Source organism: Pseudomonas sp. AF03-9 (genome assembly GCF_020515815.1).
Lineage (GTDB): Bacteria > Pseudomonadota > Gammaproteobacteria > Pseudomonadales > Pseudomonadaceae > Aquipseudomonas.
Genome location: NZ_JAHPJF010000013.1, coordinates 138,956 through 154,234, shown reverse-complemented (window position 1 = coordinate 154,234; position 15,279 = coordinate 138,956). Strand labels below are relative to the sequence as shown.

The window sequence follows — 15,279 nt, the reverse complement described above, 5'->3', positions numbered from 1 at the left end:
ATGTCGATTCCTGTTGCGCAACACTGCGCGCCGTTGGTGCTGATCCAGCGGCGCCTCCCTTGGGGCCTGATCGGCCTGTTGGCGCTGGCGTTTATCGTGGTGCCGTTGTGGGGCAATGACTACTGGCTGAACGCGATCCTGATTCCGTTCCTGGTGTTGTCGCTGGCCGGGCTTGGCCTGAACTTGCTGACTGGCTACACCGGGCAAACTTCGGTGGGCGCGGCGGGTTTCATGGCCGTCGGCGCGTTTGCCACCTATGGCTTTCTGCTGCGTCTGCCGGAACTGGGCTTGCCGGTGGCGCTGCTGGGCGGTGGGATTATCAGCGCGCTGGTCGGGCTGTTGTTCGGCCTGCCCAGCGCGCGGATCAAGGGCTTCTATTTGATGGTCACCACCTTGGCCGCGCAGTTTTTCCTGGAGTGGCTGTTCGTCAAATTCCCCTGGTTCTACAACTACGGGTCCTCCGGGACCATCTCCGCGCCGAAGCTGGCGCTGTTCGGCCATGACCTCAACACGCCGCTGGGCCGCTATCTGCTGACGCTGGTGACGGTGGTGGTGTTGACCTGGACCGCGATCAACCTGGTGCGCAGCCAGGTCGGACGCAACTGGATGGCGATCCGCGACATGGACACCGCCGCCGCCGTGGTGGGCATCCCGGTGGTGCGCTACAAGCGCCTGGCGTTTGCCGTCAGTTCGTTCTACCTCGGCATCGCCGGTGCGCTGTGGGCCTTTGCCTACCTGGGCACGGCGAGCGCCAGCAGTTTCGACATCAATCGCTCATTCCAGATCCTGTTCATCATCATTATCGGCGGCATGGGCAGCATCGCCGGCAACTTTGTCGGTGCGGCCTTTATCAGTTTGCTGCCGATTTTCCTCAGTCATGCCGGGCAGGCGTTGTTCGGCGGCGCGGTGGATGCGGGGCAGTTGCAGAACCTGCAAAAAATCATCTTTGGCGTGTTGATCATCGTGTTCCTGATCAAGGAACCCGAGGGCTTGATTCGCTTGTTGCACAACCTGCGTGACCGTGTGCGGCAGTGGCCGCTGCGTTTCTAACTTCCCAAGAGAATCCTTCATGCGTGCATCCTTGAAACGTTCTTTCGCCGGTGCTGCCTTTGCACTGGCGGCATTGGCCGGTGCTGTGCCCCAGGCCGTGGCGTCGGCCGATCAGCAATTTATTCCCCTGGCGACCTATCGCGTCGGCGCCTATGCGTCCAGCGGCGTGCAGGTGTGGGCCGGGATGATCGACTATCTGCGCTATATCAACGAGGTCGAAGGCGGTATCAACGGCGTCAAGCTGGTGTGGCAAGAGTGCGAGACCGAGTGGACGGCGGAGAAAGGCATCGAGTGCTACGAGCGCTTCAAGAACGGCCTGGATGGCGCGCCGGTGGCGGTGTACCAGCCCAACGGCGCACCGGCGGCGTATGCCCTGAGCGAGCGTGCGGAAGTGGACAAGATCCCGCTGATCACCCTCGGATACGGGCGCACCGAGGCCACCGACGGCACGGTGTTCCCGTACAACTTCCCGGTGATGCTGACCTTCTACAGTGAGGCGTCGACGCTGGTGAACTACATTGCTCAGCGCGAGGGTGGGTTCGACAAACTCAAGGGCAAGAAGATCGCCACCGTCTACCACGACTCGGCCTATGGTCGCGAAACCCTCGGCCCGCTGAAGCTGCTCGCCGAGAAGTACGGCTTTGAAAATATCCAGATCCCGGTGGCCGACCCAGGCAACGAGCAATCGGCACAATGGCGCCAGGTGCGCCAGGCCAACCCGGACTGGGTGTTCCTGCGCACCTGGGGCGTATCCACCCCGGTGGCGGTGAAGACTGCCGCACGCTTCGGCTTTCCGGTCGACCACATCATCGGCGACATCTGGGCCAGTTCCAGCGAAGACGTGTTGCCCGCTGGCAGCTCAGCCAAAGGCTACCTGGCGCTGACGCCTTACCCGGCCGGTGCCGACTTCGAGATCCACAAACGCCTCAAGCACTACATCCTCGACAAGGGCCACAGCGACCTCAAGGACCTGAAAAACTTCGGCAGCGTCTACTACAACTCCGGCCTGGTGAATGCCGCCGTGGCGGTGGAAGCCATACGTACCGCCCAGGCCAAGTTCGGCAAGCGCCCGCTCAACGGCGAAGAAGGCCGCTGGGGCCTGGAGCACTTGAATATCGACGACGCTCGCCTCAAGGACATGGGCTACCTGGGCCTGATGCAAAACCTCAAGCTGTCATGCCGTGACCACGAAGGCGGCGGTTCGGCGCGGGTACAGCAATGGGACGGCGCCAACTGGACGTTGGTCAGTGAATGGATCCCGGCCGACCGTGCACTGTTGCGGCCGTTGATCGACGAAAAATCCGCCGCCTTCGCCAAGGAAAAAGGCCTGACGCCGCGCACCTGCATCGGGGATGAATAAACCATGCACCAGCCCGCCGCTGCATCCGCCACCCCGTCGTTGCTGACGGTCAACGACATCGAAGTGATCTACGACGGTGCGATCCTGGCGGTGGCCGGGGTTTCGCTGCACGTGCCCAAGGGCGCCATCGTCGCCTTGCTCGGCGCCAATGGCGCAGGCAAGAGCACCACACTCAAGGCGATTTCCGGCCTGGTGCGCGCCGAGCGCGCCGAAGTCAGCCGGGGGGTGATTGAGTACGCCGGCGCCGACCTGGCCGGTGTCGACCCCAGCCAGCGCGTGCGCCAAGGCATGGTTCACGTCCTGGAGGGCCGCCATGTGTTCGGCCAACTGAGCGTGGAAGACAACCTGCGCAGCGGCGGCTTTGTGCGGCGCCTGAGTCGCCAGGACATGGAGCACGACCTGGAGCGTATCTACAGCTGGTTTCCCCGGCTCAAGACCAAGCGCCACACCCGCGCCGGGCTGACCTCCGGCGGCGAGCAGCAGATGGTCGCCATTGGCCGGGCGTTGATGACCCGTCCTACTTTGGTACTGCTCGACGAGCCGTCCATGGGTTTGGCGCCTATGATCGTGCAGGAGATTTTCGCGATCATCGCCCAGCTCAACCGCGAGCAGCAGGTGAGCTTCCTGATCGCCGAGCAGAACATCAACGTCGCGCTCACCTATGCGTCCCACGGTTACGTGCTGGATACTGGCCGCGTGGCCTTGAGTGGCAACGCGGCGCAGCTGCTGGCGCGGGGCGACTTGCACGACATTTATCTGGGTAAACAGTAAAGGCGAACAGGCATGACTGACTCCATCCGCAACGCCGATGTTTTGATCATCGGCGGCGGGCTAAGTGGCACGATGCTCGCGGTGCAACTACTGCGCCGGCCGGGCCAGCGGCGGATTCTGGTGATCGAACCGCGCGCCGAACTCGGCCGTGGCGAGGCCTACAGCGCAGTTGAGCTGGGCCACACGTTGAACGGCAACGCCGCACGCATGAGCGTCGACCCGGACAACGCCGATGACCTGACCCAATGGCTCACCGACTACATCGCTGCCGGTGGCTGGCCGCAGGCGCACCAGCAGCGCGTGCCGATCAGCGAATTGTTCCCACCGCGCGGGATCTTTGGCTTGTATGCGCAGCAGCGGTTGGCGCAGGCCCAGGCGTTGTCGGCGTCGACGGTCGAGCATGTGCGTGGAGAAGTGGTCGATGTGCAAGTGGATGAAGCGGCGACGTTGTTGACCCTGGATAACGGCCAGCAACTGCGCGGCGCCTTTGCGGTGCTGGCCACCGGAATGTTTCCGGCGGCGCGTACGCCGCAGACCGAGTCCAGCGGTTTGAACGCGGCGGCGGTTGACCCATGGGACGTGAGCAGCATGACCCAGATTGACCCGCAGGCCAGCGTGCTGATCATCGGCTCCGGGCTGACCATGGTCGACGCCGTGGTGTCCCTGGAACTGGCCGGGCATCGCGGGCCTATCGAGGTTTTTTCACGGCATGGGTTGTTGCCCCATGTGCGTCGGCAGCCGCCGGCCTGGGTGGACTTTCTCGCCGAAGACCCGAGCCTGCGCAGCCCTCGGCAACTGCTGCGCGAGGTGCGCCGCCAATGCCGGATCGCACAGGCCCAGGGCATCGATTGGCAAGCGCCGCTGGACACCGTGCGTGCGCATATCGGCCGGTTGTGGAGCCAGGCCAGTGAGCGGCAAAAGCGTCAGTTCGTGAGGCATGTGCGGCCATGGTGGGAGAGTCATCACCACCGCTCACCGCCGTTGAGCGCGCAGTTGGTGGCGCGCTTGCATGAAGCGGGGCGCTTGCGTATTCAGGCGGCGTCGTACAAAGGCCTGGAGCCGTCGGTAGACGGCGTTTGCATTCGCGTGCGCTATCGCGGCGAGCAGGCAATCACTCGGGTTCGGGGGGCGGCGCTGATCAACTCCAGCGGCATCGAATATGACTGGCGCCGCGTAGCCCGGCCGCTGCCACAGCAATTGCTCAAGCGCGGCTTGATCCGGCCCGGGCCGCTGGCATTGGGGATTGCGGCAGATGCGGGTGGGGCGGTGGTGGACTCGCAAGGGCAAGTCAGCAGCCGTTTGTTCGCCATGGGCCCGCCGTTGCGGGGGCTCTGGTGGGAAAGCACGGCCGTCACCGACGTAGCACTCCAAGCCAAAGCCCTCGCCTCAAAACTGACCCCGACCTTGTAGTGAGCGGGCTTGCCCGCGCTGGGGGGCGAAGCCGCCCCAAATCCCGGCACCTCGGTCTTTCTGATACACCGCGGCGGACCGTTTTGGGGCGGCTTCGCCCCCCAGCGCGGGGCAAGCCCGCTCACTACAAGGTTATCTGGGGGTTTTGATAAAGCCGGGTTTTAGGCCGAAGACCTCGACCCCTTGCGCCGTCGCTTGCCCGGTCGTGACCTTGACCCGTTCCACCGGCTTGTCCAGCGCCTCCCGGTACTCCACTTCACCGCCAACGAGCGCCTGCGCCGGCACGACGATGGCCTGTGCATTGTTGTAAGTGACAATGGTCAACCGCGCACTCATGCCCAATCGCACCCGCTGCAACTGCTGTGGCGTGAGCTTGGGAATCGACAGGCTCACCGCAAACTGCGCGCTGCCCTGGCTGTCACCGGCAATCGCCAAGCCGCTGACCACGCTGACCACGCCGTTGAGCCGTTCGCCATCAAACCCGTCGCCGAGCACCTCCACGGCCTGGCCTTGATGCAACCTGTTGATGTCCAATTCCGAGACCTTGGCGACGATCTTCAACCGCTCGATATTCGCCAGACCAAACAACACCTGGCCCTGGTTGACCTTGCTGCCGGCCTGCACCGGCGCGTTGTTGCTGCCTGGCGTCGAGGTATTGCCGGGGGCGGGCACCACGATTCCGGAGAACGGCGCCTTGACCTCGCGGCCTGCCAGCAGCGTGCGCAGGGCGTCGTATTTGACCGTGGCATTGGTCAGTTCCATGTCGGCGATCTGGCGGTATTCGCCCTTGCCCTGGTCGATGGCCTGTTGCAGTTCGCTGCGGGCCGCGGCGAGATCGAGTTGTTGCTGGCGGGTCTGTTGCTTGAGGTCGTCCAGTTCGTTGCGCGGGATGATGCCGCGCTGGAACAGGTTTTCGCTTTCACTGAGTTTGCGTTGGGTGTTGCCCGCGTTCATTTCGGCGGTGCGCAGGCTGCGCCGCGCGCGGCTGACGGCAGGGCTGCTGTCCCAGTCCTGCATCTCCTGCACGGTGCGACGTGCCTTGAGTTGGGCAGCGAGGGCTTCGCGCAGTTGCACTTCGAGGGTCGCCGGGTCCATGCGCAGCAACACCTGGCCCGCGTCGACCCGCTGGCCTTGCTCCACCAGGTTCGCCTCGACATTGCCATCGAAGGGCGCGGTGAGGATGAGGGTGGTGTCGGGCTCGATCTTGCCCACCAGGCCGATCTGATGCACCAGCGGCTCGGGGTTCACCGCCAGCCATTGCTCGGTGGCGGTGGCCGGGCTTTCGGCGGTGCTGCGCCAGGTCAGCCCGGCGCCGACCAACAGCACGATCAACCCGGCGCCCAGCAGGCGTTTTTGATTAGTAGTCATTGAGGGCGATTTCCCAACTTTCCAGCGTCATGCCCAGGGTCAAGTCGAGCTGGGTCTGGGCGTTCAGATAAGCGATCAGCGCATTGAGCTGCGCGTTTTCGGCATTGCGCAAATCGGCCTCGAAACTCAGCACCTGGAAGTTGGTGGAGCGCCCGGCGCTGAGTTTTTCCCGTTCGATCTCGATCTTGCGCCGCGACAGCTCCACGGCGCGCTGGGAGATTTCATATTGGCGCCAGCGGGTGCCGAGGTCGCGCACCACATCGTTGACACTGCGCTCCAGGGCCTGGCGGGCGTCGGTGATGCGGATCTGCTGGTCTTCCACGTTCACCCGCGCGCGCACTTCGGCCTGGCGCGTGCTGATGTCGCCGATGGGGATCTGCACCTGCACCCCGGCGTAGCTGTCCCAGGTGCGGTTGTTGCGGCTGCCGGCGTCGTTGTTATAAGCGTCACGGATCTGGTTGGCGCCGGCGACCAGGTCCACTTGCCAGCGTCCGGAATCCTTGGCGATCACCAGGTTGAGGTCGGCCTGTTGGCTGCCGAGCAGGGCGGCTAGGTATTCCGGCTGCTGGTTTTGCGCGAGGTTGAAGGCCTGGCCCTTGTCGATCTGCATGGGGCTGGCCTCGAGGGCTTCTGTGGCGCGAATCGGCGTGGACAGGTCCAGGGCCAGTAGGCGCAGCAACGCCAGGCGGGTGGTGTCGAGCTGGTTCCGGGCTTCTTCGACGCCCAGTTGCTGGGTGGCGATGTCGGCTTCGGTCTGCACGATTTCGAACTCGGCCATGCGCCCGGCACTGATCAATGCTTTGTTCACTTCCAGCAGGGTGTCGGAGCGTTTGAGCGCATCTTGCACGATGCTCAGTTGTTCCTGGGCGCGCAGCAGTTCGCGGTAGGTGGCGATGATCTGGCTGATGGTCTGCGCCACGGTGGCCTTGAGGTTGAGGCGGTTGGCCTGTTCCGCCAGGCGCGACAGGCGCAGCGGGGCGGTGGTGGCGTCCCAGCCGGCCCCCCGCATCAGCGGCTGGATCAGCGCCAGGTCGAGGCCGTCGCTGCGGTAGCGGCCGGCGCGATTGGCGTTGTTCAGTTGCTGGGTCCAGGCCATGCTCAGGCGCGTGCCGTACTCGCCGAGCAGGCTGGTGGCCGGTGCCACGTTGGCGTTGCGTGCGTTGTCGGCCGAACCGCGGGTGCTGCGGTAGTAGCTGTTGAGGGTGAGCTTGGGGCTGAAGACGTCTTCGGCCACGCGCAGGTCGAACTTCTGCGCCACCCGTTGCAGGTACGCGCTGCGGATCGCCGGATTGTTGCGCAGGCCCAGGTACACCGCATCGCCCAGGGTCAGGGCGGTGACCTGGGCATTCAACGAGACGCTGCGCGCGCTGCTGGGCGCCGAAGGGTTGATCAGCACGTCGGCGGCCATGCACGGCAGGCTGATCAGGGCGACGACGGCGAGCCATTTATTCATCGCGCAAGGCCTCCACCGGCTGCAACCGCGAGGCCGAGACCGCCGGGTAGATACCAAAGAACAGACCCACCAACAACGTACTGCCTACCCCAAGGGGCAGGGCGGCGACGGCCAGGGCAAACTCCCAGCCGGACAGCCAGGCGTACAGCCACGCGGCGCCCATGCCCAGCACCGCGCCGCACAGCGCGCCGACGGCGGTGAGGGTCACGGCTTCGAGCAGGAACAGGTTGCGGATGTCACGCTGACGCGCGCCGAGGGCCATGCGGATGCCGATTTCGCGGCGGCGCTGCGACACGTTCATCAGCATCACGTTCATCACGCCGACCCCGCCGCCCACCAGGGAGATCGCCCCCAGCGCCAGTAGCAGGTAGGCGAAGGTGCGGCTTTGCCGGGTCATGCCGTCGATCATTTGCTGGGGCACGGTGATGTCCACGCTGTGTTCGCTGAGCTGGGGTTGCAGCGCGGCGCTGGCGGCTGCGGCCATGTGCTCCATGTCCTGGCCGGGTGCGGCACGGATCACCACGTTGTTGATCTGCGGGGTGGCGTAGATGCGGCGCATGCCTTCGGCCGGGATAAACAGCGATTCGCCGCCCTGCACCGGCATCAACATCGCGCGCGGTTGGCGGTGCAGGATGCCGACGATGAGGAACAGGTAGTCGTTGATGCGTACCCGATCTCCCAGTTGCAGCGGGTCGCCGGGGGCGCTCAGGGCCTGCACGAGTTGGTCGCCGATCACCGCGTAGGTTTCATTGGCATCGAATTCCGACAAAAAACGCCCCTCGGCCAGGCTCAAGCGCATCGCATCTGGCAGGCCCGGCGTGCTGCCGACGTAGTTGGCGTTGGCCGTACGCCCATGGAACACGACGGGCCCGCTGAACAGGCTGAGCGCGCCGATATGCGCGATGCCCGGCACGGCCTGGCGGACGGCGTCGAGGTCGAGGCGCGCACGCATGGTCACCGCGTTGCTGCCCTTGGGCGGGAACCCGGCGATCAGGGTGTCGGTGCCCATGTCCTTGAAGATCATCGCGGCATCCACCGCCGCGTTGTGGCCGATATTGATCAATGCCACCACCGACGAGCTGCCGATCACGATGCCGAGCAACGCCAGCACCGAGCGCTTGCCCAGGGTGCGCAGGCTGAGGAACGCTTCATGCAGCAGTTGGCTCAGGCTCTGCTCGACCCGCAGGCTCATGGGTGCGCGGCCTCTTGCACCACGCCGTTGCGCACCAGGATCTTGCGCTCCAGGCGTGCGGCGATCTGCGGGTCATGGGTGACGATGATCAGGGTGACGTGCTGCTCGCGGTTGAGGGCCAGGAGCAGGTCCATGATGTCCTGGGCGGTGCTGCTGTCGAGGTTGCCGGTGGGTTCGTCGGCGAGGATCACCGAGGGGTTGCCCACCAGCGCCCGGGCGATGGCGACCCGTTGGCGCTGGCCGCCGGAGAGGTCGGCGGGGCGGTGGTGGGCGCGGTCGGCCAAGCCGACCTGTTCAAGCATGCGCAGCGCCTGCGCCACCGATTCATGGCGGGACACGCCGCGATAACTCAGGGGCAGGGCGACGTTATCGAGGGCACTGAGGCGCGGCAGCAGGTTGAAACTCTGGAATACAAAACCGATCTGCTGGTTGCGGATCGCGGCCAGTTCATCGGGCGTGGCGTTGAAGATGTCGTGGCCAGCGAAGTGGTACCTGCCACAGTTGGGCAAGTCGAGCAGGCCGAGGATATTGAGCAGGGTGCTTTTGCCGGAACCGGAGGCGCCGAGAATACCGCAGCTGTCGCCACGGGCGATGGACAGGCACACATCATTGAGAATGGACAATGGCTGCCCGGCCAACTGGTAGCGTTTGCCGATGCCTTGCAGGGAGATCAAGCCTGGGTGCGCGGGGGTATCTGTCATCATGACTACGCCTTCAGTCTCGACGCTACCCCGTACTCCCGGTAAAGCCTTGTAACAAGATCGGGTGCTGCCGGGTAGGCGTCATGGACCGGTTTTATTTCTTGTTTTTAAAATATTCTTTGAATAGTAACCGCGTTCAATGCGCTTCGCCAGCCATGGATGTAGAGCGGTTTTACCCTTTGAAACGAAGTTCCCGCTGGCCGTTTCGAGCCCCCATCAACCCCTTTGACCAGCCTCCATGTCCCCGTTTTCAAAGGCTTTGGATAGCATGGCGGTGTGTCACTACTTGCTTTCGACGGGCGGCCCCGGTATAAAAAATCAAATTATTTTTTAAAACAATATTTCCGCCGTGGAACTCTTATGGTCGCGAAGAAACTCAGCGCTCCAAACGTTACCAAAACTCGATTGCTGGATGCGACTGAGGCCCTCTTTATCAAGTACGGATATGACGCGGTTTTGTTACGCCAGATTACCGAACGTGCCCAAGTCAACCTGGCCGCCGTGAACTATCACTTCGGGGACAAGGATTCCCTGATGAAAACCCTGTTGATGCAACGCCTGGAGCCGCTCAACGAGCAGCGCCTGGAGCTGCTGGCCCGCTGCGAGGCCGAATCCGACGGCCCCCTCGATTGCGACACCCTGCTCGGCGTGCTGTTCGCCCCGGCCATGGGCCTGGAACGCAGCGACCCAGCCAGTGGGGAAGGCCGTTCGTTCATCCGCTTCCTCGGTCGCGTGTACAGCGACACCTCGCCGTTTATCCAGGAATACCTCAAGGTGCATTACCAGCCGGTGTTCCAGCGTTTCTTCGAAGCCTTCGCCCTGGCCTTGCCGGACCTGCCGCGCAATGAACTGGGCGTACGCCTGCAATTTGCGCTCAAGGCGATTTCCGGAGTGATGGCCGGCACGGAATTGCGCCTGCTGATGAACTCCATGAGCCTGGGCCGCCCGGCGACGGATGCCGAGGTGATGGCCAAGTTGATCACGTTGGTGTCGGCGGCCATTCGTGTCCCGCAACAGAGCCCCGAGGCTGAAACCGCGTTGGCGCGGGTATTGGATACCCAGCGTGCGATTCGTGAACAGGCGGCGGCGCCGGTCGCCAAGGCTTCGCGTTAAAGCAGATCCGAGGCAAAAAAAAAGCCCGCTGGGGCGGCGGGCTTGATATGCAACATTTGTAACGGATGAGGCTTCACACTACGGCTGCAGATGTGAATAAATCGTGAAAAATATGTAGGGAAAGATGTGAACCCACTTGCAAAGCACAAATGTCACGCTCGCAAGATGACCACGCAATGCAGTACCACTCGTCGTGACTGTCAGTTCTGACAGGTAGACGCTAAGACTCTCCAGGAGTTTGATTTCCTTGTCTCGTGGCCTGAAAGGCCCGCGTTCAAGGAGTTCAATCATGTCTAAAGAACCAGCGGTGCAGTCGCACCTGCCTGTTTGTTGCCAGCCTTCCACGCACGTCAATGATCTTGAACCGCCGATTTTTTCCAACCCGGTACTAGGTGTAGTGGGGGCAGATATAGGCTTGGGCGCACGCCATCTTCAGCCCTATTTGCTTGTCACGCTCTCCCGATGGACCGGATTAAGCATCGGCGATACTTTTGAGATTTACGCGCAGAATAGTGTCATCCCACTGGCGTCGGACTTTGTCAGGTCCGGCGAGGAAACCAATAGCTTCTTCCGGCTTGTCATAGAAGAAGAACGGTTTCCGCTAGGCCTCACATTTCCGGTGTTTTCACGTGTGGTTCGAAATGGCCCCGGCACCCCTAGCACCTCGGACAATCTGACTGTTTTCGCCAAGGTGGAAAGGCCAGGTCTCGACGAGCAGCCTGGGCTGGGCTACCACGATAAACTGCAGTTGAGTTTGCCTGCTGACCTGGCAGGCCCTGGTGCAGTCTTGACGCCAGAGCGTGCGGCGCTAGGTGTGACGCTGACCATCGATTACCCCGGCAAACGTGTGCGCGATAAGGTGTATCTGTACTGGGACACAATCTTGAATTTGGTGATCTTTGAGCTCGATGATGAGCATGCTGAAGGCCTGAAACCGATTGAGGTGGAGGTCCCCCCTGCGATCATTGGTACCGGCAGCGGGCTGATATCTATCCGCTATCAGGTTTTTGATGAGGTTGAAAATCGCTCGGGGCATGTTGAACACTTTTCTCAAGCTGTGAACCTGCTAGCCGAGCTAGATCCGAGCCTGCTTGAGCGCGCGTACTTCCAAGTCAACTTTATGGACGCGACAACAGTCAACTATGACGAAGAGGCGGGAAGCAATTTCCGGGTCGAGGTTGTTACTCCTCGTCGGCTGCCAGATGGAAGCGTGACGCCTGCGGGCGCTCGTATCGTAGTGACGTTGAGCTGTACCCGCGCCGATAGTTCCACCTTTACAGTGGAATTGCCCGATGCCTTGGTTAATCCGGGCCGGTCCAGTTTTTTCAATGTAGATGAGGACATTATCAAACAGTTGGTCCAGGGCTCGATGAAGATTACCTGGCGGCTGGATTTCCCATTGGGAACATCAATAGCCACCTCCCAGTCGTTGACGGTCCTGATCTCCGGCACGATTGCGAATATGCCGGCGGTCAATGTGGTGCAAGCCCTGGGGGGCGTGGTAGACCCCAGCGAACCTTTCGTCACCGTTGAGTATCCCAACCCGTCCTTCACCCCCTACGACCCCGGTTACCTGGTCACCCTCTGTATGGAGGCTTACTTGCCGGGCGGGGGGATTGTCTCCTATGAAGTCAGCCACATCGCAGGCGATCCACCGCCGCCAACGCGTTTTCGCACGGTCTCTAACGCCATTTTTTCGCGGTTCATTGGGTTGGGCCCAGTGAGGGTTTTCTATAAGGTCGACGATGGCGTGGTCCGCCTGCTGGGGGCGGGCACGCAAACCGTTCGCGAGTCCGAATCGACGTTCGTGGAGTTCGGCCCTCGATTAGCTGAAATGCCACGGCCGGAAATCGATAGGGTCGATGATCAGGACAACTTGGACCCGCGTGACCTGTTTGGTCAGCTCGATATCACACTGCCCTATCTGAGGACCGCCCCCGGCGACCTCTTTCAATGGCGCCTGGTAGGAAGCGCCCCGACCGGCAGTACCAACGGTGAAATCCGTCTCAGCACAGCGACAGCGGGTAGACCTGTTCTATTTTCACTGGACAGGCACTACGCAGACGCCAATCTCGGCGGGACTATCCGCTTGAGTTATTCCCTGATTCCTGCGAATGGCTCGCGGCCGTTGCATTCTGAAGTGCTTGAAGTAACCGTTGGTAGCCCGATAGGCACGTTGCTCCGCCCAGAGGTACTGGAAGCGCAGAAAAACCCCGACAAGTTGCAAGCCGAGGCGGCACTAAACGGCGCGACAGTCCGGGTTACGACTCCGCAGATCCTGCCCTCTGATGAAATTAAAATGTGCTTTACAGGTGATGATGGCGTTGGGACCTATTGCGAAACCAAGCCTGGCAATACATTCAAAACTGTTGACTTTGATGTGCCGGCGGAAACGGTGGGGGCTAACATTCAGGCTGGCGGAAGGTTCATCACCGTGCAGTACTGGTTGATCCGCGGAGGGCGGGAAACACCGTCGCCGGCACTAAGTCTGGAACTGTTGCCACCGACGTTTCAGCAACCCGTCATCCAAGGGCATAGCGGCGATACGCTCAACACGGGTGCACTTGTTGGCACGGAACTGGTGATGGCAGGGCCCTGGCACTTTGCCCAAGAATTTCAACGGGTTTGGCTGGAGTATCACGGCAAAAATGCTGATGACACTGACTACGAGCGCGTGTTGTTGGATGGTGAACTTGTTGGTAGCGGCGGCGTGACGAGTGGCATTAGCACCCCGGCATTGGTGTCTGAATTGCGTACGCTCAAGAATGCTTCGGAACTGGAGTTACGTTGCTGGGTCAGCTTCAACCGCAGCGCAAACAAGACCGATGCATTGATGTTTCCAGTGCGCAAATACACCGTTCAGCATTTAACTTTCATTACGCCTACTCTGACCGTACACGACTCACGGGGCCAGCTGGCCAACAATGCTACTACCTACGACACTAGCGTGACGCTTAAGGGCAAAGCCACGGCCAACCAGCAAGTCCGGCTATATGAAAACAACGTTCAGCTGATCGATCGTCCGGTAAACGCGAGTGGGGACTGGAGCTATACGCGTACTCTTGCTCAGGTTCGCAGTTATGCATACAGGGCAGTGGGGTTATATGACACCCAGCCTTCGTCTGGCACCACGACCATTCACCGGGGGGCTGCCCTCTCCATAAATACCGGAGCAGTTACACTGAACCAACGTATCTGGTTATGGAGAGATGACCCAAACTATGCACCTCACAGCGGTCCAGGTGTCTTTACGCGATCTGCCACTGGCGGCCGCACTCCTTACACCTACCGCTCAAACAATGAAGCGTGTGCGCGGGTGAATTCGCAGACGGGAGCAGTCAGCGTCCGTGGTAATGGAAGCGCGTACATCACGGTGGCTGATGCTGATGGCAATGTACTGGGTTATACCGTTAGCGTAGGCGGTGTGAAGTACTTCATGGACTTTGGCGGTGGTGGTGGTTATCACGAGAGTGGCAGCCAGGCAAGTGGCCGAGGAGGGCGGTTGCCGAGCTTGGGTGAGCTTCGGGAGATCTATGATGTGTATGGTGGCGGGAGCTGGCGGGGGCAAGCTCACCAAGCGTTCTGGTCAACTGACAGTGCCGGCTTCTTGGCTCGTTACGGTAAGAACCTTTATAGCGGTGGTGAGATCAATGCGTCTGAACTGGGGAATTTGTTGACGTTGGTTATTTTCTGACAGGTGGTGAACCGGAGCAGATGCTTTTGTATCTGTTCCGGTTTTCGCTTGTTTAGATGCTCCACCGGATTGACGTTTTTGCTAGCCGCGCACGCATCGCATCGACATTGCTCAACAACTGCAACGTCAACAACTGATACCCATCCAGAGCACTATAGACCGGTGTATCCAGCACAGGCTCCGCTGCTGTGATGTTGCCGTGCCGCTCCAAGCGCTCCACCACCCCCGACTTCAACGCCCGCGCCATCCCCACCAACTGCACGCGAATCTGTCGATGTTCGGCCTTCAACATCACTTGCATCCGCGCCATCGCCTGTTCATCGCGAGGATCGGGACGCGTGTTTCCAAGAATCTCCAGGGTGCTGATGCACAGGCGCAGATGACGCTGGATAGCGTCCAATTCGGTCATGGAAATTTTGACTTCCTTGGACACCGAGGGCATCAGCGAGCGCAATTGCAGCATCGCCGCATTCAGGCGGTTAAGCAGTTTGAAATGCTCATCATCGGTGACCGACCGCCCGCTGATAATCCGGCTATAAATCTCGGCACAATCACGCAACGCACTGGCCAGGTTGTAGCGCCACGAATACACCGCATACAACGGCAGGGCGAACGAGAAGGCCAGGGCCAGCACGATGCCAATGAGGATGTCGACGGTGCGCCACAAGCCATCCGATATAGGGTTGTCGCCATGCCCGGCGACGATAAACACCGTGATCGCCGACAGCAGCGCGATGTACCCGCCCTTGCCGATGGCGTGATAGGAAAAGAACCCGCACACCACCGACATCAGCAAGTAGGTCAGCAGCGGCTGGCCCAGCCACGCCTGTTGCAGCACCAGCAGCAAGCCCACGCTGGCGCCGATCAAGGTGCCGTAGGCGCGCTCCACGGCTTTCTTGCCGATATTGCCGTGGTGCTGCAAGCCGCCGATCACGATGAGCATGGTCACCGACGCCCACTCGCCGTGGGGCAGGTTGATCCCGGTGGTCAGCAGGATCGTCGCCAGCAGGCCGATGGACACGCGCACGGCGTGGATCAGCTTGGCGTGGCGATAGCGGCGGTACGGGTCGAGCAGCGGGCGCAGCAGGCGCCGGGCGAAGAGGGGCAGGTTCATCGGTACTAAAATGGCCTCAATAGTCAGGACGCGTGCAGTCAACTGTGTGAGCT

At 61.6% G+C, this 15,279-nt stretch carries 11 protein-coding genes; 6 read left to right on the top strand and 5 right to left on the bottom strand.

Annotated elements, in window-relative coordinates; translation table 11 throughout:
• Genes LIY36_RS17220 through LIY36_RS17205 form a run of 4 tightly spaced genes read left to right on the top strand, consistent with a single transcriptional unit; the run spans window position 1 to window position 4,591 of the window.
• The gene (locus LIY36_RS17220; protein WP_226456400.1) at window positions 1-1,050 is read left to right on the top strand and encodes a branched-chain amino acid ABC transporter permease; all 1,050 of its coding nucleotides are present in this window, start codon (window positions 1-3) and stop codon (window positions 1,048-1,050) included.
• Window positions 1,051-1,069: 19 nt separating this feature from the next.
• Window positions 1,070-2,410: an ABC transporter substrate-binding protein gene (locus tag LIY36_RS17215; RefSeq protein ID WP_226456399.1), complete on the top strand. Its 1,341-nt coding sequence runs from the start codon at window positions 1,070-1,072 to the stop codon at window positions 2,408-2,410.
• A gap of 3 nt (window positions 2,411-2,413) precedes the next feature.
• Window positions 2,414-3,181, top strand: coding sequence for an ABC transporter ATP-binding protein (locus LIY36_RS17210; protein ID WP_192296583.1), 768 nt, complete (start codon window positions 2,414-2,416; stop codon window positions 3,179-3,181).
• Between the two features lie 12 nt (window positions 3,182-3,193).
• Window positions 3,194-4,591 (top strand): FAD/NAD(P)-binding protein, encoded by a 1,398-nt coding sequence (locus LIY36_RS17205; protein ID WP_226456398.1) that lies wholly within the window; start codon window positions 3,194-3,196, stop codon window positions 4,589-4,591.
• A 132-nt stretch (window positions 4,592-4,723) separates the two neighbouring features.
• Here the strand turns inward: LIY36_RS17205 and LIY36_RS17200 are convergent, their stop codons facing one another.
• From LIY36_RS17200 to LIY36_RS17185, 4 genes are read right to left on the bottom strand one after another with little or no spacing between them, the layout of a single operon-like run.
• Entirely contained in the window at window positions 4,724-5,959 is a 1,236-nt protein-coding gene (locus LIY36_RS17200) for an efflux RND transporter periplasmic adaptor subunit (protein ID WP_226456397.1), read from the bottom strand.
• Window positions 5,949-7,412 carry a TolC family protein gene (locus tag LIY36_RS17195; protein WP_226456396.1) on the bottom strand — a complete coding sequence of 488 codons (1,464 nt, stop codon included), beginning with the start codon at window positions 7,410-7,412 and terminating at the stop codon, window positions 5,949-5,951. The genes LIY36_RS17200 and LIY36_RS17195 overlap by 11 nt, the downstream gene beginning before the upstream one ends.
• Window positions 7,405-8,604 carry an ABC transporter permease gene (locus LIY36_RS17190; protein WP_226456395.1) on the bottom strand — a complete coding sequence of 400 codons (1,200 nt, stop codon included), beginning with the start codon at window positions 8,602-8,604 and terminating at the stop codon, window positions 7,405-7,407. Before LIY36_RS17190 ends, LIY36_RS17195 begins: the two co-directional genes overlap by 8 nt.
• Entirely contained in the window at window positions 8,601-9,308 is a 708-nt protein-coding gene (locus LIY36_RS17185; RefSeq protein WP_192296578.1) for an ABC transporter ATP-binding protein, read from the bottom strand. Before LIY36_RS17185 ends, LIY36_RS17190 begins: the two co-directional genes overlap by 4 nt.
• A 357-nt stretch (window positions 9,309-9,665) precedes the next feature.
• Here LIY36_RS17185 and LIY36_RS17180 point away from each other — a divergent pair, with 357 nt between their 5' ends.
• Both LIY36_RS17180 and LIY36_RS17175 read left to right on the top strand, forming a co-directional pair.
• Window positions 9,666-10,418 (top strand): TetR/AcrR family transcriptional regulator, encoded by a 753-nt coding sequence (locus tag LIY36_RS17180; protein ID WP_192296577.1) that lies wholly within the window; start codon window positions 9,666-9,668, stop codon window positions 10,416-10,418.
• Window positions 10,419-10,665: 247 nt separating this feature from the next.
• Window positions 10,666-14,112 (top strand): hypothetical protein, encoded by a 3,447-nt coding sequence (locus LIY36_RS17175; protein WP_226456394.1) that lies wholly within the window; start codon window positions 10,666-10,668, stop codon window positions 14,110-14,112.
• 52 nt (window positions 14,113-14,164) lie between these two features.
• Here the strand turns inward: LIY36_RS17175 and LIY36_RS17170 are convergent, their stop codons facing one another.
• Window positions 14,165-15,226 carry an FUSC family protein gene (locus LIY36_RS17170; RefSeq protein ID WP_226456393.1) on the bottom strand — a complete coding sequence of 354 codons (1,062 nt, stop codon included), beginning with the start codon at window positions 15,224-15,226 and terminating at the stop codon, window positions 14,165-14,167.
• Window positions 15,227-15,279 lie beyond the last annotated feature (53 nt).